The following is a 22059-nucleotide window of genomic DNA, read 5'->3' as shown; positions in this document are numbered from 1 at the left end:
TTTACTAAAAATTAAAATAGATAAAAGCTCCCACCTTAGAAAAATGGATTACGGCTATCGAAAACATAACTGCCGACATTATGGCGATTTTCGGTTTCGGTTTGAATTCATTATACAAATCGATACTGTTCTTCGGGAAGAGGAATACAAAATATGATACTATCAGAAGAGTTCCAATTACAAATATCGACTGCATCATGTCCGGATAAGCCAATGTCGTATTGAATGCCAGGTGTGAAATTCCGTCAAACGAAATTGTATCAGGAATATACATTGTTTTCAGCATTATCAGTGCATCGTTTACGGTCAACGAACGGAACAATACCAGCGCCGAACTTACAAACAGGAATGTAAAGAAAATCCTTATCAGGTCAGGAACTTTATCCAGTTGCTTGTCAAATATCTTCTCAAATACACGGACAAGCCCGTGTAACGAACCCCATAATACAAACGTCCATGCTGCCCCATGCCAGAGTCCACTCACAAAGAACACAGCGAAAAGATTAAAGCAGGTACGGGCATATCCTTTCCTGTTACCTCCGAGCGGAACGTAAATAAGAACAAACAAGGAGCGTCCCAGTGTTATATGCCACCGTTTCCAAAACTCGGTAATACTTTTCGACTTATAGGGTGAATAGAAGTTCACAGGCAGGTTAATATTGAACATCTTACCCAGGCCTATCGCCATATCGGAATAACCGCTGAAATCGAAGAATAACTGGAATGTATAAGCCAGAGAACCGAGCCATGCCGCTCCGAAAGATAAAGAATTGGGGTCGAAAAAAGCATTCGAGGATAAGATATTCAGCGTATCGGCTACCACCGCTTTTTTGAAAAGACCAATGATAAATATGAAAAGGCCTTGTGCAAAATTGTCTATATTGAAGAAACGGTTCTTGTCATCCTGATACTGAGCCATTACATCCTGAGAAAAGACGATAGGACCTGCTACCAGTTGGGGGAAAAAGGTGATAAAAAGAACATAATCCAATACTCCGGGCACTTTTTCCTGTCTCTTATTCACGCTTATCAGGTAGGCTATCTGCTGGAAGGTAAAGAAGCTTATCCCAAGCGGCAGCATAATGCCTTTGAGTACAAAATGCGTATCGAATACGGTATTGAGGCTGTCTAAGAAGAAATTATAGTATTTATAATATCCCAGTAAGCAAACATTAAATAATATCCCCGTGACAAAAAACAATTTCTTCCAAATAGTCCTTGCTGCACTCTGCACACCCGTAGCCATTACATAATTGACAGATATAGAAATGAGTATTAGCCATACATAGAATATATGATTGTATCCGAAAAATACCAGTGAAGCGAATACCAAAAATAAATGCTGTACTTTTCGTGATACATAGCGCGATATGCCGAAATAAAGAATCAGTAATACCGGCAAAAAGACGAGAGTGAATATATAGGTGGAAAATATCATAAATCTGAAAAATCGCTTTTACTCTATTACTTTATATGTTTTTTTGCTATACCAGCTACGTTTTACAAAACATTTGCTCAACCCTATCCAGAAGTTCATTTTAAACCGGTTCCACGCTTTATTCCCGGATTTCACCTGCGGGAAATAATCAGTGCCGGCCAGTATATTAAAATAGCGTTTTTTTTGTTCCATTCCGCCTTTCAGAAACTCGATATGATGAGTTACTGTCCTGGATTTTGGGAATATATAAAAACGCCCTTCCCTGATATTGGGTACATAAGGATAACTGTATCGGATATAGCTTGGTACATGTACCGGCATATTCTCTCTTATCCATATGAATCTAACATTTGTATCTCGTAAAAAGTTTGTGATATGACATTCCGGAAAGAGTTCAAAATCAAATATCCCGGGGTTGTCTTTTATATATTTTGTTTCTATAATAGCAAAGTCTGTAGCCAGAGCATAATACTTGTCATACCAGTCGGCGCTGGCCCACACGGCATCTGCTTTTTCCGATAGCAGTTTCGTATATTTAGACTGTATACTATCTCCATAAACCCATGTGTCGGCTTCCAGTATCAATGTATATTTACAGTCGTCGGGGATGCACTTCATACCTTCTATCAGCAGCTGGGAGTTCCCCTTCCTATGTCCGGCATTTTCCTCGAGAATTATCAGTTTGTCTATATAAGGGATAGATTCGGGTAAAATGTCGTGGCCATTTTTTTTACCGTTACTGACGACTATAATATAATAATCATTCTCTTTCCAGGTATCGGAGATAATCTGAAGATTGTATTTCAAATCCTCGATTCTATCGTAAACGCGTATAAGGACAGCCAGCTTCATTCGTTTATCTTATATGCCAGGTTTCCAACCCTTTTTTAGTAAAAGAATACTGCTGCACCCTTCCTCCCAGTCTTTCCAATGCCTTAGATACAGCGAACCGTGTATTGCCCGGACAATAAAAAAACACATATCCGCCTCCTCCGGCTCCCGATATCTTCCCTCCCGATGAGCCTGCATTTATTGCTGTATTGTATATTTCTTCAAACAGCGGTGTTGATATACCGTCTGCCATTTCCCGCTTATAGGTCCATCCGCGATGCAGAATATGTCCTATTTCGCCAAGGTTGTTTTTAAGAATAGCTTCCTTTATTTCATATGCCTGATTCTTTATCTGGTGCATTGCCTCAATAGACTTTGACTTCTGTTCTGTGACGTTCTTTTGCTGCTTTTCTATTATATCACCTGAATTATGGCCTGTATTGGTATAATACAGCAGCATATTGTTCGACAGTTCATTTATTGTTTCGTTGCGGATACGCAGAGGGTTTACAATAACCTTATCCTCGGAGTAGAACTCCATGAAGTTGAATCCTCCGAATGCCGCTGCATACTGGTCTTGTTTCCCTCCGGCTTGCTTCAGGTCGGCACGTTCGATCAGGTATGCCAAATAAGCCAGGTCGTATTCGCCTAAAGGCAATGTAAGCCATTCGGCATATGCCCCTAATATAGCAACCGCTAATGTGGAAGATGTTCCCAACCCCGATCCGAAAGGAACTTCCAGGGCGCAGGTAAGAGTGAAAGATAATGGTTTACCGGTAAAATCTTTCACCACCCTGTTGTAAATTCCTTTCATCAGATCGGCTTTGTCATTCAATATAGGAAGTTCTAAGGCCGCATCGAATACATATTCTTCATTATTCTGAGGTATACGGAATACGATTTTGTTATCGGAGCGGGGTTCTATATTGGCATATGCATACAAACTGATAGTCGCATTCAGTATGCAGCCGCCATACAGATCCGAATAGGGAGAAACATCCGTTCCCCCACCTGCCAATCCCAGTCTGAAAGGCGCTTTACTTCTTATAATCATAGCCGGATTTTTTATTTTGTAAAATTAACTGCAAACTTATACAGATTTTCGTAATAAGCATTTACAGACTCATATATTTTAGTTCCTTTTTTATATTTATCACCTACCAATATGGTAAACATTCCCAGCTTATTACCGAATTCAATATCTGATTTGCTGTTGCCTACCATTATTGACCGGGCAAAGTCAACCTCAGGATAATCCCGCTGGATCTGGAATGCCATACCTATATTGGGTTTCCGGTTTACAGCTGAAGTATCCGGATCGGTACAAAAATATACACGGGTAATATTTCCTCCGGCTTTTTCTATCTCATGTAACATATAGTTATGTACATGCTCAAGATCAGACAACGACATTACATTCCGCCCTACACCTCTCTGGTTAGTCACCACAAATATATAATCAAAAGCCTGAGATAATAGCTCGACTGCCTTTAATGAATCTTTTTCGAAGACAAATTCGGATGTATTTTTTACATAATCACCGGGACGCTCCACATTAATTACGCCATCTCTGTCCAGAAAAAGATATTTGTATTTCTTCATATTACCCATATTCTTATTCGCTCCTCCTATTTTCCAAGAAAATCCACATTCGCTTTCTCAAAATCGGAAGGTATCCCTATATCTATAAAGTAATTATCCAGCCGGTGACCGTAAATATTTATACCGTGAATATGTGACTCCATTATATCTTTTTCAAAAGAGAATTTTTCGGGCAGAGATAACTTTGAAAATAGTTTTTTTGCGATTATATATACACCCCCGTTTATCAATCCTTCTTTTTTATATTCCTTTTCATTAAAGCGTATAATACGTTGTTCATCATCCAATTCTACAGAGCCGTACCTGTCAAAATCCTGCATCGGTTTAAGTGCTACTGATATATCTGATTCCTTTTCCCTGTGAAATTCCAGAAATGATTCCGAATCTAAATCAAAAAAAGTATCACCGTTTATGACAAAGGCTTCTGTCCCTTTTACTTTTGTGAATGCCAGTTTTATAGCTCCGCCTGTACCTAAAGGATATTCTTCCGCTACATATGATACTTCGAAAGGCATGTTTTGCGTTTCCAGCCAGCTGATAACAATTTCAAACTTATAGCCCAATGAGAGGATTATGTGGTTGAATCCCTCATTAGCCGCGTAATCAAATAAGTACCGTAAAAACGGCTTTCCGGCAACTTCCGCCATACATTTAGGAACATCGCTCACAACCGACTGCAAACGTGTGCCAAAGCCTCCTGCTAAAATGATGCACTCTTTCATTATTCTTTATTTAAGGTCTATGACCTGTTTGTTCCTTTTTTATGTATGATGGTTACTGTTGGTTGCGACTAAATAATATTTTCTTTACTTCCGGTTACTTATGATATGGTCGATTCCCTGCTTCTTCTACTCCTTTCATTTCTGAAACTAGCCAGCGTTCTGGTTCCTATATTCCGGCCCGGTATATAGATATAGTATTTATAGAACATGAAATAAAAGAAGAACAGGTATATAATCAGATTTAGATCTATCCATCCTTTTACATTCAACCCCAGGCAATACACTATAATAGCCACTGATACCAGATTTACCGCCCAGTCTTTAGTCTGGTACAACTTGGCGATAATCATCGGGTAACAATAAAAATACAATGTACCGGGAATGCCTACATAATACAGCATACGTGAATATCCGACATCCGTGCCCATGAAGATCATCCTCCCTGTACCAAATATCAGCGTATCTAAATCAGTCGGTATCTTAAACATTTTTTCCAGACCGGCCGATGATCTGGTCTCCAGTTTACCTGTGCGCAGAAATGTTGTAAATAGCTCAAAAGCCCAATCCGAGAAGTGCGGAAAATAGAACATAGCGAAGACGTAGCCCCCGGCCATCATAAAAATGGATGATATGAAAAAGATTCTGGCCTGTTTCTTCACCGACCTGTTGTCCCACAGATATAATATAGCTATTACCAGCAATCCCACAGCGGCGCCGATTACTGTCGTACGCGCCATAAACAGGCCGATATAGAATGTGAAAACGTATAATAGCGCCAGCGCTATGAAACCTGTATTATTAAGTTTCATCCTCATCAGCAGGTAAGAGATAATGATAAGTCCCAGCCCGGCTACAGCTCCTGCTCCAAAAAAAGCGATACCATACCCCATAATACGCTGGCCGGCCCCCTCTTCCAGGATTTCTTCCGTAATTTCGGATTGCATCTGTAAAGAGAAAAAGAAATCTTTTATACTATCATTGACATTCATCCCGAAAGCTATAAGCGCCTGAAGGCCTATTGCTGCGGCAATATATAGCAACACTGTATTGAAAGAAGGTTTTTTATGTATTTTGAAAATGGTGAATATAATGAAGTATGCAGAAAAAAGCCATGCTATCTGACTTCGGAAATATCCGGTTGTATAAGGGTCATCTACGTTATTCAACCAGCCGGAGGTATAAAATATAAAATACATTGCCCCCATCGCTATTAAAACAGATACTATTTCTTTGAAGGGAAAACGGTGATAGGCGAACAGGCCGAATCCCAATATCCCCGACAAGAAAGTAAAAGCCCTTCCCCCCACATCGAGTGCCTGCGGATATATGAGGTAAAACGTCAATATCAACGGCAAAAACATAGGTATAATCTGCTTTAACTTGGACATATATTACCTGAATACAAATTTGTAAATAAGCGACTTTCTATATTTGAGTTTAAATGTACACTTTGTGTAAAGAATAGCAAAATCTCTTGATGTATAATTTTCTTCCTTATACAAAGGGGACTCTTTCAGTTTGCGCAGGACTTTCAACCCCAGACGCGAATTTGCACATAACCGGAGCCAGTGAACTGATAGCATGTGCTCAAGATAGGCTCCATCACAAAATGGTTTATCCCTGTTTATCCGAATCAATGAAAGCATGAACCCTTCACACATATCCAAGTACTTAAAAGATGAATGTAACGGTACACATTCTGCGACCGATGAATATATTTCCAGGAAATCATCGTCTATGGGCAGACCTAAATGCCTGCAATGGATCTTGAATACTTTTTTCTTATTGTCAGTTTGTAGTGCTTCATTCAGTGACGACACCTGTTGTTGGTGAACACGATACAAAAGAAGTGGTTCCCCTATATTAGCAAGTTTTGTTTTATATATAGCCTTGGACCATAACGCATAATCTTCGACATGAAGATACTCTGTCTCAAAACTCAGCCCTAATTCTTTGAATACACGGCTGCGGATCATAACAGCCGGATGGCAAATACCCGATTTAAATAGCAGGTAGGCTCTTAATTCCTCATCTTTCAGGGGACTATGGTGCAAATCCCGTTTTCCGGGATTCCCTGTTCTGAAAGCATAAAAAAGCGTACTGACAATATCATGTTCTTTGTTTTTCTCCAGAAATGCGACTTCCTTTTCTATACGGGTGGGCAAAGCTATATCATCCGCATCCATGCGGGCAATATACTCACCTTTACAGAGGTAGATCCCTTTATTCAAGGTTTTTATAAGTTTCAGGTTTTCCTCATTCTCCACGACCGTTATACGCGGGTCTTTTCGGGCCAGTTCCTGCAGTATCCGGCCTGTATTATCCGTAGAACAATCGTTTATGGCTACAATCTGCAAATCTGTATATGTTTGATTCAGAATCGAGTTCATTGATTCTCCCACATACTTTTCCACATTGTAACAAGGCATCAATACTGAAACCAGAGGCTTGTTCATTTTTTATTTGCAACGATTGCGTTAAAGACAGATTTATATCCGTCTACCATTTTTTCGATTGTAAAGTTAGCAAGATATGATTGTCTTGCATGTATTGACATGCTTTTTTTTATATTTTCATCCGAAAGGATGTATTCTATCTTCTCTGTAAACAGGTTTATATCATTGTTTACAGCAAAACCGTTTTTCCCGTCGAGTATTTCAGTTATACCCCCGACTGCAGATGCAACCACCGGAACTCCGAATGCCAAAGCTTCCAGTAAAGACATGGGTAAACCCTCATAATTAGACGGAAGTATAAACAGATCTGCATATTTCAGGTAGGAGCATGCCAGATGGGCCTCTCCTAAACAGAAAACATTGGAAGGAACATCATGTACCTCCTTTTTATTTCCAATCCACACAAATGCGTATTGCGGCATTCGTTTCGCTATATCAAGGAAAAGGTCGAATTTCTTCTGTTTTGAGATACGGGATATGCACATTACGGTTTTGGAGTATGATAATTGCAGCTTGTCCAGTTCTGTCGTAATCCGGTCCTTTATTTCCACCTGCTCCGGATACAGGTCCGTAACGCCATTGTATATACATTCCACATTCTTATAGATACCTTCCTCGCGCATGCTGTCCACATCGTATTGGCTGACCCCGATTATTTTGTACGCACGGTTTTTGAGAAAACGTTCTACGATAAGGAAACGCTTAAAAGCTTTCCGTATCGAATCGAAACCATGAACCGTATATACTGTTTTTTTTCGGCTAAAAACAATACGTCCCAATACACCCATCTTTGAAGAATGAAGGTGTACGACATCAGGATTATACTTGAATCTATAATAATAAAGTTTGAGGAGCAGACCTATATCTCTTATTGATACCTCTTTGCGGTGATTGTTTAATTTTATTTTTGTAAAATTATTTCCTAAAGCGTTCCATGCTTCGCCATCGCCTCCATATAAAACAAATAGTTCGTGTTCGGAACTCAAAGTTTTAATCAGATTTGCCACAATCGTCTGCGCTCCCCCATATTCTGAAACTGTTATGATCTGGAAAATCTTCATTTAATACTTTACCTACAATTTGAATTTGTAAAGATAATAGGAATAATCTATATATTGAGAAAAATATTGCTTTTATATATTTTCTTTAGCTTATTTTTAGATACTTAATTGACTGGTAATCATTCTTCTCCAATTGATATATCCGAAAATAGATACTACGAAAAAGATGAAAAATAATATTCCCGACATGATATCTTGTTGTACGAATAATAATATGCTTGATACAGCATTCGCAGGTATTACGAGCAACCACTGCTCGGCCCACTTACGGGAGATCATCCACAACGCGACAATATTGAGCGATGTGGTAAGGGCGTCCCCGATAGTAACAAAGGACGGATTGTGGCTAAATTGTATCAGAATAAGATAAATCAACAACGAGATAATTATCACTCCTATGATAATGGGAATAATGAACCGCTTCCCGACATGGGTAATAATCTCCGCTCCCGAATCTTTGTCCCTGTTACGCATAATCCATACTATCCAGCCATAGACAGAAGCCAGAAAGAAATAGATATAAATCCCCATGCTGGCATACAACCCTGTCTTATAGAATATATAAATATAGAATGCAGCCATAACGATACTTACAGCCCACATCCATACATTTGCTTTGTATTCCAAATACAGGAAAACCAACCCTATAATTGCGCCGGTTATACTTACCCAGTTATTTTCTATAAAAGAAAGAATTATATCCATCATAAAGTTACGGGTTATTTCGCCCTTTGGGCAGTTACAAGTTACGAGTTGCAATACACGGTTACTTGTAACTCGTAACTTGTAACTCGTAACTAATATTTCTATCAGAAGCGGTATCTTATTTTCCCCAGCAGGTTCGCGCCTGCCTGTGGATATAAACCACGGTCAACCGATTCGCTTCCATCTTTGAAACGGGCAGTATATACCCATGCATTCGCACTATATTTGATACTTGCCAGATTATTGATAAAGAACTGAAAATCAAATTTACCTATTTTAGGGGCATCCAGCGTATATGAAGCTACCATATCAGTTACAAAATAATCTGATAAACGATTTCCGGCATTCGAGGTGTTGTCATAATACATACGACCAACATACTTATTGATAAAAGACAGCGTAAAATCTTCTTTCTCGAATGGTTTGAATGTAACGCCGAGGCTACCTACCGTATTCGGCGAGAATGAGATATCAGTTGATTTATGGAATTCCGAAACTTGTCCTACCGGATTCCAGTCATTCTGATTATCATACAGATCGTAATAAACCGTATAGTTCTTTATCTTATTACGGCTCAATGTCAGGTTCCCATCCAGGCGCAACCATTCGGTAGGGGTATAAGCCAATGACAGTTCTATACCAGTACGGTAACTGTCAGGTACATTTTCCTGCAACTTATAACCGATATCATTCAGTTTCCCGGTTTGCACCAACTGGTCTTTATAATCCATATAATAGAAATTGGCACTGAACGAAACCATTGAATTAGCATATTTATAACCTAGCTCATAATCATATAATCTTTCGGGAGCAATACTTCGCGAACCTCCGCCTTTCAGTGATTCTTTCAGGTCAGCCCGCAATGGTTCCCTATTAGAAATTCCGAATGATCCGTAAATTTCATTATAGTTGCTGAACCGGAATGAAAGGCCTCCTTTCGGATTTATAAAGTTATAATAATTCTTATTGGTCAAATCCATCAGATCGTCGTCCAATCCTTTCATGCGATAATCTATATAGCGTTCCTGTACCTCCGCAAATAGCGACAGGTTGTCCACCGGGCGGTATTCCATTTTAAGGAAGGCATTCATATCCTGTTTCACGGCCGTATTCCGGTTCCAGTTATACCCTTCCGGAATATTCTCATTATGCTTTACCCACAATAGTTTACCGTAATGCGATCCATCATAGTAGCTGTACATTGCTCCGACCGTAATGCCCAGCTTACCAGCTTTATAATCCAGATTGAAACCGCCTACATAAAAGTCATTTTGCATCAGTTTACGCAATGTAAGATCCGAACTCTCATAGGTCGTCCCTCCTACAATTTGTTTACCTAGTCCGTAATCAGCAAAATCCTCATCTACTTTATAATTCTCGTAATAGCCGTAACCATTATTATAACTCAGATTTACATTCAGTGTCAGCCTGTTTGTAAGATAACGGGTATAAATCAACTGTCCGATATTGGAATAGTAGTTATCCGTCTCGTTATCATAATATTGAGTTCTGCCATTATCATCTTTATATTCTCCGGCAGGATTGTAGCGCCTGTTAATTTTTATCATTTCAGGACTTATGCCTTCCCATGTAATACCCGTATGCTGGATACCATTCATGTATATAAGACGAATCAATTGTTTATCGGAATAGTGTGATAATGCCGCATATATATTCTTGTGGTCTACTTTTCCGTTCCGTATATATCCGTCACTCTTGATATACGAATAGCGGGCATCGAGTGACAGGCCGCTTTTCATGATACCTGTTCCCGCAGCACCTGTCAGCAGTAGAGTATTGTATTGCCCATATGCAGATGACAAGTCGGCATAGGCCTTATTTCCCTTTCCTCCGGCTGTCTGCATCGAGATACTGGCACCAAAAGAGGCTGTACCATTCGTTGATGTGCCCACTCCCCGCTGCACCTGCATGCTTTGCAATGAGTTAGACAAGTCCGGCAGATTAACCCAATATACCTCCTGGCTTTCCGGATTATTTAGCGGCATACCGTTCAATGTCACATTTATACGGCTTGCATCCGTACCTCTGATACGAAGCGCCGTGTTTCCTACGGCTGTTCCGCCTTCGGTATATGAGACTACCGATGGTAAGGATTGTAATATAAAAGGAATGTTCTTTGCAGCATTATCCTTTTTAATTTCCACTTCGCCCAGATCCGAATAGGAGATAGGGGCACCACGGCTTACCCGTGTGGCAGACACTACTACCTCCTCCAGTTTTATGAGCTTAAGGCTATCCGCCTGTTGTTGAGAATAAACTGCTTCTGCTCCACTGATTACAAGAGCAGCAAAAGCTAAAAATACCTTTTTCATTTAAATACAAAATTTCTATAAGCATAAGACAAATCATTCTTGTTTTATACTTTGACGTTAAACAAAAAAGGGGTTTGATAAGATGATTTCCCGGAATTTAAGAATATGCACGTGCGCAATAGCATCTTCTTTCCCTACGCCGGCATTACCCGGATCAGGTTTAATGGGTGTGATCTCAGCCTGTAATTTTAAGGCACCCCTAAGACTTCGAGGCAAAGATAACCAAACCTTTTCAATAAATAAGTGTTTACCTATTATAAAATTTTTCTATAACTGGGATTTCCGATGTTACAAAACGGGATTTTCCTAGTCATATATAATATTAGATAAAATTAATTTACCTTTGTAACATAAAACTTAAAAAACATGAAAAAGAATATTTTTGTCGCGGTTCTCTTTTCTATTGTAGCGTTGGTTTCTTTCTCGTCCTGTGAGACTGATCACTATTACTGGGACAGAGGACGTTTAGATTATGTCGCAGAACTAAGAGTTCCAACCAATAATACTTTTCAGACGAGTTTCAGAATTTACGAAAATGATATTAGACTAAGAGGATATGACAGATATGTGGAGATACATGATCTGAAATTTATTAGTGGCTATTCAGATATATATGTATATACCACGGGATATATAGACTGGATGGATCTTCGTGTAGATGGGACAAATGCCGTTTTACAATATGATATCATATATTTAGGTTATCCCGTCCAGGACGAAACTGAAAAAGCACAATATTTTCTTAATGCAATGACAGAGCAGATACGGCGTTATGGTTATGCAACTATTATAGTCGAAGGAAAAGGGAAAATGAATTCAGATTATGATATTGAGATAGGCGTAGATCTGGATATTTATATCCGTGACTAAACCATTATGTCAGATCATATCTCACTGTCAGCATCTTTTGGCTATCTCTCCGAAATACAGCAAATAGATAGTTCCGGCCTATCATTAAGAAATAAATATATCCGCCTGAAACAGGTGCTGGAAAGAGTCTGCAAAGATATCACGGCAAGTGAATCTTTGCAGTTTCCCTCTTTATTCTCCCGCCTTGTCTTTATCGGGCAAAAATATGAACTGCCAAAATCATTGGAATGGCAGTTGCAAAACATACGCATAAAAGCATCCTGCCTGCAGCGGAACGATAAGAATCTGGTATCTCCCGGACAGTATCAGCAGGCAAGGGAAGGTCTGGAAAATTTCCTTTTATATATCGAGGGTGAGAAACAGGATTTCAACTATGTGGAAGATACTGTTTTCGATTATGAACCTGTGTCTCAGGATTTATCAAATAAGATACGAGTACAGATATTGGAAATCGATGCCGAAGACGAACTTCTTATTTGCAGGTCCGAAACACTTATCGGTCAGAGCTTAAAAGTGAAATATAACGTCTCTCCCGTTAATAATATATTCAATGAAACTATTGAACGCCTTTGGATTGGCGCGCAACTCAACCTCATTGACGTAAAAGTAGACGATGCGGGGTTCTACATCCCTAAAATGTTTGTACTGGAACCCGATTATCTGATAGATGCTTCAGCAATGGCTGAATGTTTTCAACCCTATGGCAGTTCATATCTGCACTATTTTCGCCGTAAATTCGAACCCAATGTAAATACTCATTACATATTATTGGGGAATCTTGCCAATTTCTTTTTGGATGAACTTATTTATGCAGGGGATGCCGATAATCTGGTATTCGAAGAGGTGTTTATGAAGTCGTTCCGCTCCATGCCATTCGAATATGCGGCATGCAAAGAGATTCGTGATAACGCTGCTTTCAAAGAGTTTATGGTCAAAGCCCGGAGCCAGTTCGAAAACATAAAGCGAGTGGTGTTGAACGATATGCCTGCAAACGGATTCGATGTGGCATCCTGCACGCTTGAGCCATCCTTCTTTTGTGAGAAGTACGGGTTTCAGGGACGGCTCGATTTACTTCAACTATCAAACGACAAAACAGGGACAGACCGTATAATCGAACTGAAATCAGGCAAACCTCCCTATCCTCGCGAAGACGTTACCAAAATAGCGCCCAATCATGAGACGCAGACAGCCGTTTACCGTCTTATGATACAAAGCGTATTCGAAAAAGATGCACGCCATATATATCCTACCATCCTTTATTCTTCGGCCGAAAACGCGGGAGAGAACATTCGGTTTGCCGCTATCTATCAGCAATTAGAAAAGGAGATTATTAATATGCGGAATCTCATTGTAGCGACCGAACATGATTTATATATCGGTGATACGCAATCCGTAGAGAAGACTTTCGGCAGTCTTTCCAATCCGGATAATTACGGACGTGTGCCCCAGTTTTTTATAGACAAGTTGGCTGGGTTGGAGAAAGTAATAGATAAGGCCGCTCCATTAGAACGGGCATATTTCTATCGGTACATCAGTTTCATTACCCGAGAATTATACCTTCAGAAGACAGGTGATGAGGGTTATAATACATCGATGAGTGTATCCGCCTTGTGGAATACCTCTTTTGAAGAACGGCAGGATGCTTTAGATCTGATTGCAGGCCTTGAAATAGATGATATTGACAACAGCGGACGGGACATGATTATCCGTTTCCGCAGGGATAGCCCGGATGATTGTGTCAATTTCCGTGAAGGGGAAATATGCATCCTGTATCCCCGTCAAAACAATGATGATTCTGTATTGACAAATCAGATACTGAAAGGCACAGTGGTAGAAATTACCTCAGGCCATGTTATTCTGCGCTTCAGATATAAACAGCGAAACCATGATTTTTTCTCCCGTTACAAATACTGGGCTGTAGAGCATGATAAACTGGATCATAGCTATAATACGATGTACAAGAGCCTGTTTGCTTTTTTGTCTGCCCCTGATGACAAAAAAAGGTTATTGCTTGGCTTACATGAACCTGCTTCATCTGCCCGCTGTAAACAACAGTATGCTAATGCGACAAAAGAGGAAAGGCAAGAGGTTATCATAAGTAAAGTCCTGGCTGCGGAAGATTACTTCCTTATTGTGGGGCCTCCGGGAACAGGCAAGACATCCATTTTTGCCCGGCAACTTATAGAACGCTTCTCTGCCGGGAAGGATACAAATATCCTAGTAATGGCATATACCAACCGTGCCGTGGATGAATTATGCGCTTCCATTTGTCAGGCATTCGGCAAAAGTGAAGACGAGTGTGACAGATATATCCGTATAGGCTCGGAATTATCGTGCGGTGAAGGTTACCGCCATCGTCTGTTGCAAAACATTTCCCATCAGGCTGAGAACAGAAAAGAATTACTCCAGGCTATAGGTAATGCCCGCATTTTTGTCGGCACTCTGGCTTCCATTACCGGAAAGCCCGAATTATTTGATCTTAAGAAGTTCGATGTTGCTATCATAGACGAGGCATCTCAAATACTGGAACCTCAGCTTATAGGCCTTTTGCCCCTGTTCGACAGGTTCATTATGATAGGGGACCATAAACAATTGTCTACAATCACCTTACAGGATGAAAACAAGTCGGGGGTAAAAGAGGCTATATTGAATGACATTGAACTGTATGACTGCCGGGAATCCTTATTCGAACGATTGTTCCGTATCTGTCAAAAACGAGGCTGGACACATGCATATGACACTTTGACCTATCATGGACGGATGCATGAGGATATTGCCACTCTCGTCAACCCTACCTTCTATGATAATTTGCTGAAAACTGCCACCGGCAGGCAAAGCATGCCTCTCGAATTCCGGGAATATGAAAGATCAGACAAATTACAATCTCTAATAGCAACTAGGCGTACGGCCTTTATCCCAGTCAGAGAAACAGATGATACAAACAACTCGGACAAGCTGAACAAACATGAAGCGGACGTTGTTATTTCATTGATAAAAGCGATACTTGAGATTTACAGGCTTAACAATATGAATTTTGACGCCCGGAAAACAATCGGCGTAATCACTCCTTATCGTAATCAGATTGCCTTGATAAAGCATAAACTGGAAGAAGCGGGAATTCCGGAGTCTAATGACATTATGGTGGATACCGTAGAACGTTATCAGGGTAGCCAGCGGGATATTATCATTCTTTCATTTTGTTTCAATAAGCCATATCAATTGAGATTCTTTAGTAATCTGAACCGTGAGGGCACTGTGGACCGCAAACTGAATGTCGCTCTCACCAGAGCCCGCGAACAGCTGTTTATGATTGGGAATGATTATATACTGAATCAGGATTCAATCTATAGAAAGATAGTAAACCAATCGCTTATCAGTTTACGATAACTTCTTTTTGTCCCGAAAAAACGAACAAGCAATGACCAGCAAAATAAAAGAATTACGGAAAATAGTCCCTGTACCAATGAATGAGGCCTTGCAGCTATTACAGGCAAATGACGGGGATGTGGAAAAATGCGTCTATCTGTTCAAAGCCAAATCAATCAAAGAGATATGTGAACAGACAGGCTGTGACGAACAAACTGCGGCTGAATACTACGAAGCTGAGAAATTCGATATAAACAGGGCTGTATCCAATATCAAGGAAGCCATCTTTGATAAGAACTATCAGCCAATACCTGGCGTCACTAAAGAGGGTATCGGTAATATCCTGCAATGGTTGCGTGTGGTCGAAGCCGAAGATTTCGGCATATCTCTCGATTATCAACTGCTGGATAAAGCATTGGAGACATTGAGCCTTATTTCCTCGTTACATGATATTGCGGCGAAAGTAAAAGCCGCTAAACAAGCTAAGGAGTTGATCTTTCAGGGCTATACGGATGCCGATAGCCTTGAAGACTTTGTCCGTCGCCACAGGGAGCTGGATGACGATCAGGATTTTATAGAAGCGAATCAGGTCATCGGTCTTAGATTTACAGTAATTAAAGAGGAACTTTTGAGGCATGTACGAAATCTTAACTAAAAGGTCTTAAAATAAGATGCAAAGAGGTGCTGATTTTCCCATCAGCACCTCTTTTATTATAATGATCTTACTGTTAAGCTTTCGCAAGTTCATGGGCTACAGCTTTCAGTTTATCCTTTTCTTTATCTACTTCGAAGGATATAGTGCTGCCTTCTTTGGCTGCACCCGAAAGTATCAGTTCGGCTATTTCGTCCTCCACATAGTTTTGGATAGCACGTTTCAACGGACGGGCCCCGAACTGGACATCATAACCCTTATCGGCAAGGAAATCTTTCGCGTCCTGAGTGAGCTCGATAGTGTAACCAAGCTCGGCCATACGTTTGTAGAACCCTCTCAATTCGATATCTATAATCTTTTCGATAGAAGTTTTGTCCAGCTGGTCGAATGTAATAATATCATCCACGCGGTTCAGGAACTCAGGCGAGAACGTCTTGTTCAGCGCTTTTTGAAGTACGCTTCTCGAATACTCGCGGTTTGCCGCCGATTGCTTGTTAAAGCCGATACCTCCGCCAAAGTCCTTCAACTGACGTGTACCGACATTCGAAGTCATTATCAGTATTGTATTCTTAAAATCTATCTTACGTCCCATGCTGTCGGTCAGATGACCTTCATCCATTACCTGAAGCAGGATATTATACACATCGGGGTGAGCTTTCTCTATCTCGTCGAGCAATACTACAGAGTACGGTTTGCGACGGACCTTTTCACTCAACAGACCACCTTCTTCGTATCCTACATATCCCGGAGGTGCCCCGACCAGACGCGATACGTTGAATTTCTCCATATATTCGCTCATATCGATACGGATAAGCGCATCGGCGGAGTCGAACAATTGTTCGGCGATCATCTTGGCCAAATGGGTTTTACCCACCCCTGTAGGTCCAAGGAACATAAATGAACCTATCGGGCGGTTAGGGTCTTTAAGGCCTATACGGTTTCGCTGTATCGCTTTCACAATCTTATTTACAGCTTCATCCTGGCCAACAACCGATGCTTTCAGGCTGTCCTGCATTCCTACAAGCTTGATGCCTTCCGATTCACCGATACGTTGCACCGGTACTCCCGACATCATGGAGACCACTTCGGCAACCATCTCTGCATCCACAGTTTCCGGTTTTTCCTTCAATGAAGCTTTCCATTCGGCCTCTGCCGTATCCAGTTTTGCCATCAATTGGCGTTGTGTATCACGGAAGCTTGCTGCCAGTTCGTATTTCTGAGCCTTAACAGCTTCGCCTTTTTGTTCTACAACATCCTTCAGTTCCTTTTCAATATCTTCTATCTCCTTAGGAACATGTATGTTTGCGATATGCATACGGGAACCCGCTTCGTCCAGGGCATCGATAGCCTTATCCGGGAAGTTGCGGTCCGTAATATATCTGTCAGTCAGTTTCACACAGGCTGCGAGCGCATCTTCGGTATATTTCACATTGTGATGTTCTTCGTACCGCTCCTTGATATTATGCAATATCTGCAATGTTTCTTCAGCAGTAGTAGGATCTACCATCACTTTCTGGAAACGGCGTTCGAGTGCACCGTCTTTCTCTATATTTTTACGGTATTCGTCAAGCGTAGTTGCACCGATACATTGTATTTCACCACGGGCCAAAGCCGGTTTCAGCATATTGGCGGCATCCAGCGAACCGGTTGCCCCTCCTGCACCCACTATAGTGTGTATCTCGTCAATGAACAATATGATGTTCGGATTTTTTGATAATTCGTTAAGTATCGCTTTGATACGTTCCTCAAATTGTCCACGGTACTTAGTACCGGCCACTACCGAAGCCATATCGAGGGCGATCACACGTTTATCGAACAAGACACGTGACACTTTCTTCTGGGTAATACGTAAAGCCAGTCCTTCTACAATAGCTGATTTACCTACTCCGGGTTCACCTATCAGTATGGGATTATTCTTCTTGCGGCGGCTCAATATCTGCGCCAGTCGCTCTATTTCCTTTTCACGGCCTACTATCGGGTCCAGCCTGTTTTCCAGTGCGGCCTTTGTCATATCCATACCGAAGTTGTCCAGTACGGGTGTATCGGTTGCCTGGCGGGGCTGTTGGGTATTCACATTTGAGTTGCCGCCCACAGCTTCGTCCTCATCATCGTCGTCATCTGTGAAATCGGCTCCCATACGGGGCGATTCCTTGCTGTTTTTATGTAATATATCACCCATGCTTTTAATATAGGTGAAAGCTCCGTTGTAATCCATATGGTTTTCTTCCAGTAACATCGCCGTAACATTGTCGTGATCTTTCAGAATAGCAAGAAGTAAGTGTTCGGAGTCAGTTTCCTGGCTTTTAGTCAAACGCGCTTCCAGTATGCTCATCTTCAGAATCTTTTCAGTGCTTTTACTTAATACGATCTCACTGTTTGGGTATGCATCCTCCTGTTGCTTTAATATGTTATTATCAATACTGTCTTTTAACTCAATTAGATCTATTCCGAAATCCTTCAATGCCTGTATGGCTAATCCTTCTCCGTTGCGGAGTATTCCAAGCATCAAATGTTCGGGCGCTAGATAATTCGTTTGCAGACGTCCGGCCTCCTCACGACTATAAGTCATGATTTTGCGAACTCTTGGTGAAAAATTATTTTCCATAACCGTCTTATTTGATGTTTTATGCAAATTATGCGTATGTTACAAATATAAGATTTATTTCTAAAATGTATTTCAGATAAAATCTTAATAATCTAATTTATTATATTCAAACAAAAATGGTGCCATAATGTTTACATCTGCTATGCAAATCTAAAAACAATATTTCAAATTGTAAAATTTTAAATGTTATATATGACAATATGAAATATTATGCATTACATAAATATTACAATAATGTTAAATAATTATTTTTAATTACTTTTTGTTTGATAATATAAAAATAGTTCCATACTTTTGTAAAGTATTTTTCATGGTATTAGATTTATGGTTAGGAGTGAAGATTGGTTGTCGTGAGACAACCATTCCTATTTAATAGGGTTTCGTTCCGCCTATTTTCCGCCTTTTAAATTGGAAAACCTAAGACTAATTGATGTCTCTCTTTACCTCATTTCTTTATTCTGTTACTATCCGTCATTTATATTGGTTTTGCTTTCCACTATTGATTTAAGTTATTTATTATCAATGATTAATATCGAAAAAGGTAACAAAGGTAACAGATATATCAGTTAACAGTTAACAGTAAACAGTAATGTAGCTTTCTCAACTTATGACTTACTACTTACTACTTAAAATTTACTACTTGTTAAAAGGTAACAAAGGTAACAACCTTTTCAGTGAACAGTTATCAGTAAACAGTATCGTGGTCTGTCATGCTGAGAGAAACGAAGCATCTCGTCCGAGAGTAGTTAACAACCTGTATCTCGTATCTTTCTCCAAAAAGGTAACAAAAGTAACAGATATATCAGTGAACAGTCAGCAGTTAGCAGACTTGTAACTTGTAACTGCCCGCAGGGTGAAGTAACTCGTAACTGCTTTAATCAATACTTCAAAGAGCTGACAGCTAACAGCTCAAAGCTATCAGCTATATACATAGATAAAGTTTTCCATAAAACTTTTACTATATTTACCACAAAGCTAATATTAAGAGAAAAGATTATCTTTGCTGACTATGGAAGATACTTTCAGGACAATCGCCAAAGCATCCAAAGCAATCTATACAGAGAAGCGAAGCAAATTTATAGCTTGCGCTATCCCTGTATTGTCGGCCGAAGAAGTTAAAAATGAAATAGAAAAATTACGAAAAGAATACTATGACGCCCGCCATGTATGTTGGGCGTATATGCTGGGTGCCGACAGAAAAGACTTCCGGGCAAACGACGACGGGGAGCCCTCCGGCACGGCAGGGAAGCCGATACTCGGGCAAATAAACTCCAATGAACTGACAAATATTCTTGTTGCCGTAGTGCGTTATTTTGGCGGGATAAAACTGGGTACAAGCGGACTTATTGTGGCATACAGAGAAGCGGCAGCCGGGGCAATCAGTGAAGCCGGAATAATAGAAAAAACCGTAGACTGTCAAATCTCATTTAGCTTCGAATATCCTTTCATGAACGATGTGATGAAAACTGTGAAAGATCTGGAGCCGGCTATTTTAAATCAAAGCTACGAGATGGACTGTCTGATGACCCTCGAAATACGTAAAGCTAAATTTGAAGAATTGAGAAACCGTCTCGAAAAAGTAGAAAGTTTGAAATTTATTGAATAAAATAGCGGCTATCGGATACTTGACAGCCGCTAAATTCATATAAGAAATAATTACGATAAAATTTAAACCGGTTCTTAGATTATTCCCTGGGCCATTACAGCTTTTGCCACTTTCATAAATCCGGCTATATTCGCACCTTTCACGTAATTTACATAACCATCCGGCTCTGTACCGTGTTTTACACAGTTTTCGTGAATATTAGCCATAATCCATTTTAGTTTGCTGTCCACTTCTTCTTCTGACCAGCTAAGGCGTTCTGAATTTTGTGTCATTTCTAGTCCCGATACAGATACGCCTCCCGCATTGGCGGCTTTACCCGGTGCATACAGTATTTTTGCTTTCTGAAATACAGCGATAGCTTCCGGTGTGGACGGCATATTTGCTCCTTCCGAAACAGCAATAACTCCATTTGCCACAAGCTTTTGCGCGTCTTCGCCGCTAATCTCGTTTTGTGTTGCCGACGGAAGGGCGATGTCTCCTTCTTCACCCCAGGGGCGGGCACCGGCCACGTATTTACATCCGTAAGTTTCGGCATACTCGCTGATGCGTCCCCTGTAAAGTTCTTTCAGCTCCTTCACATATTCCAGTTTCTCTGCCGTAATGCCATCCGGATCGTAAATATAACCGCTCGAATCTGACAATGTTACAGGTATTGCTCCCAGTTCTATCAGCTTTTCACAAGTATATTGCGCCACGTTGCCCGAACCAGACACAAGGCATCTTTTACCGCTTATGTTTATGTTTTTAGTTTTCAGCATTTCCAGCAGGAAATACACATTTCCATATCCTGTTGCTTCCGGACGAATCAGAGATCCCCCGAATGTAAGGCCTTTCCCTGTGAAAGTTCCTGTAAATTCGCGAGCCAGTTTCTTGTACATACCAAACATATAACCAACTTCTCGTCCGCCCACGCCTATATCTCCGGCCGGAACATCCGTGTCAGGGCCGATATGACGCCACAGTTCTGTCACAAAAGCCTGGCAGAAGCGCATAACTTCCGCGCTCGATTTCCCTTTAGGGTTAAAGTCGGAACCCCCTTTACCTCCACCCATAGGCAGTGTAGTAAGCGAGTTTTTAAATGTTTGCTCAAAGGCAAGGAATTTAAGTATCGACGGATTCACCGAAGCATGCAAACGGATACCTCCCTTGTATGGCCCGATAGCATTGCTATGCTGTACACGATATCCCATATTGGTATGTGTATTCCCTTTATCATCCACCCATGTTACACGGAACGAAAAGATACGGTCGGGGATACAGAGCCTTTCTATCAGATTGGCTTTTTCAAATTCAGGATGTTTGTTATACTCTTCTTCAATGGATTCCAATACTTCATATACTGCCTGATGATATTCAGGCTCGTTAGGGAATCTGCGTTTTAAGTCCTCTAATACTTGTTCTGCTTTCATTTTTATTTATGGATTTTGATTTATGGATGCTACAAATATAGGGAAAAAACATCTATTTGTTAATTTTTATTTCAAAAATGTGATAATTTATTTATGCCGGGGCTTGCTTGGATATTCAGGATGGTTCATTTCACGGGAATAAATAAAGGGGCTAACCGCGCCGGGGAAAAGAACAAGCGAAGCAGAACCAACCGAAGAAAAACTGGAAAATGCTCATAGAAGAATATTCGAGGGAATTGAAGATTCATGAATGCCTGAAAATACGATGAACTGGAATTTAAACAGGCTCTAAGTACACCCTAAATTACGAATTGGAGTATCTTTACCATGATATATTGTGCCACAGATATTTTTTAATCTCGTTTTTTTCTTATTTTTGTGAATAATATAATTTTAAATTAAA

The 22059-nt window shown here is 40.4% G+C and carries 16 protein-coding genes and 1 riboswitch; of the genes, 4 read left to right on the top strand and 12 right to left on the bottom strand.

Translation table 11 applies throughout. The features are described 5' to 3' along the window. Positions 1-4 precede the first annotated feature (4 nt). From ACFO6W_RS10510 to ACFO6W_RS10465, 10 genes are all read right to left on the bottom strand, one after another. A complete protein-coding gene (locus ACFO6W_RS10510; protein ID WP_379996118.1) occupies positions 5-1438 on the bottom strand; it encodes an MBOAT family O-acyltransferase in 1434 nt (477 codons plus the stop codon). 18 nt (positions 1439-1456) lie between these two features. Further along, the gene (locus ACFO6W_RS10505) at positions 1457-2290 is read right to left on the bottom strand and encodes a hypothetical protein (protein WP_379996116.1); all 834 of its coding nucleotides are present in this window, start codon (positions 2288-2290) and stop codon (positions 1457-1459) included. A gap of 4 nt (positions 2291-2294) precedes the next feature. Further along, entirely contained in the window at positions 2295-3323 is a 1029-nt protein-coding gene (locus ACFO6W_RS10500) for a GHMP family kinase ATP-binding protein (protein ID WP_379996114.1), read from the bottom strand. A gap of 11 nt (positions 3324-3334) precedes the next feature. Then, the gene (locus ACFO6W_RS10495; protein ID WP_379996112.1) at positions 3335-3871 is read right to left on the bottom strand and encodes a D-glycero-alpha-D-manno-heptose-1,7-bisphosphate 7-phosphatase; all 537 of its coding nucleotides are present in this window, start codon (positions 3869-3871) and stop codon (positions 3335-3337) included. Between the two features lie 26 nt (positions 3872-3897). Continuing rightward, positions 3898-4593, bottom strand: a complete 696-nt coding sequence (locus tag ACFO6W_RS10490) for a nucleotidyltransferase family protein (RefSeq protein ID WP_379996111.1) — start codon at positions 4591-4593, stop codon at positions 3898-3900. 98 nt (positions 4594-4691) lie between these two features. Next, a complete protein-coding gene (locus ACFO6W_RS10485) occupies positions 4692-5981 on the bottom strand; it encodes a hypothetical protein (RefSeq protein WP_379996109.1) in 1290 nt (429 codons plus the stop codon). A gap of 3 nt (positions 5982-5984) precedes the next feature. Beyond that, positions 5985-7049 (bottom strand): glycosyltransferase family 2 protein, encoded by a 1065-nt coding sequence (locus tag ACFO6W_RS10480; RefSeq protein ID WP_379996107.1) that lies wholly within the window; start codon positions 7047-7049, stop codon positions 5985-5987. Continuing rightward, positions 7046-8110: a glycosyltransferase gene (locus ACFO6W_RS10475; RefSeq protein ID WP_379996105.1), complete on the bottom strand. Its 1065-nt coding sequence runs from the start codon at positions 8108-8110 to the stop codon at positions 7046-7048. Before ACFO6W_RS10475 ends, ACFO6W_RS10480 begins: the two co-directional genes overlap by 4 nt. Positions 8111-8206: 96 nt before the next feature. Further along, positions 8207-8818 carry a nicotinamide riboside transporter PnuC gene (pnuC, locus tag ACFO6W_RS10470; protein ID WP_379996104.1) on the bottom strand — a complete coding sequence of 204 codons (612 nt, stop codon included), beginning with the start codon at positions 8816-8818 and terminating at the stop codon, positions 8207-8209. Between the two features lie 101 nt (positions 8819-8919). Beyond that, positions 8920-11148, bottom strand: a complete 2229-nt coding sequence (locus ACFO6W_RS10465) for a TonB-dependent receptor (protein ID WP_379996101.1) — start codon at positions 11146-11148, stop codon at positions 8920-8922. 114 nt (positions 11149-11262) lie between these two features. Then, positions 11263-11359, bottom strand: a riboswitch (TPP riboswitch). 155 nt (positions 11360-11514) lie between these two features. Between ACFO6W_RS10465 and ACFO6W_RS10460 the strand changes: the two genes are divergently transcribed. The 3 genes from ACFO6W_RS10460 to ACFO6W_RS10450 are packed head-to-tail and all read left to right on the top strand — an operon-like array spanning position 11515 to position 16039. Further along, positions 11515-12018, top strand: a complete 504-nt coding sequence (locus ACFO6W_RS10460; RefSeq protein ID WP_379996099.1) for a hypothetical protein — start codon at positions 11515-11517, stop codon at positions 12016-12018. Between the two features lie 6 nt (positions 12019-12024). Continuing rightward, positions 12025-15405 (top strand): AAA domain-containing protein, encoded by a 3381-nt coding sequence (locus ACFO6W_RS10455; protein WP_379996097.1) that lies wholly within the window; start codon positions 12025-12027, stop codon positions 15403-15405. 31 nt (positions 15406-15436) lie between these two features. After that, positions 15437-16039 carry a hypothetical protein gene (locus ACFO6W_RS10450; protein WP_379996095.1) on the top strand — a complete coding sequence of 201 codons (603 nt, stop codon included), beginning with the start codon at positions 15437-15439 and terminating at the stop codon, positions 16037-16039. A 73-nt stretch (positions 16040-16112) separates the two neighbouring features. On the opposite strand, the gene ACFO6W_RS10445 is transcribed toward ACFO6W_RS10450, so the two are convergent. After that, on the bottom strand, positions 16113-18641 hold the full coding sequence (locus tag ACFO6W_RS10445) for an ATP-dependent Clp protease ATP-binding subunit (protein WP_379996093.1): 2529 nt from the start codon (positions 18639-18641) through the stop codon (positions 16113-16115). Positions 18642-19650: 1009 nt separating this feature from the next. On the opposite strand from ACFO6W_RS10445, the gene ACFO6W_RS10440 reads away from it, so the two are divergent. Beyond that, entirely contained in the window at positions 19651-20247 is a 597-nt protein-coding gene (locus tag ACFO6W_RS10440; protein ID WP_379996091.1) for an IMPACT family protein, read from the top strand. A gap of 74 nt (positions 20248-20321) precedes the next feature. On the opposite strand, the gene ACFO6W_RS10435 is transcribed toward ACFO6W_RS10440, so the two are convergent. Further along, a complete protein-coding gene (locus ACFO6W_RS10435; protein WP_379996089.1) occupies positions 20322-21656 on the bottom strand; it encodes an NADP-specific glutamate dehydrogenase in 1335 nt (444 codons plus the stop codon). Positions 21657-22059 lie beyond the last annotated feature (403 nt).

It is taken from the genome of Dysgonomonas termitidis (genome assembly GCF_042654545.1).
Lineage (GTDB): Bacteria > Bacteroidota > Bacteroidia > Bacteroidales > Dysgonomonadaceae > Dysgonomonas > Dysgonomonas termitidis.
This window is presented reverse-complemented; position numbering and strand designations above follow the sequence as displayed.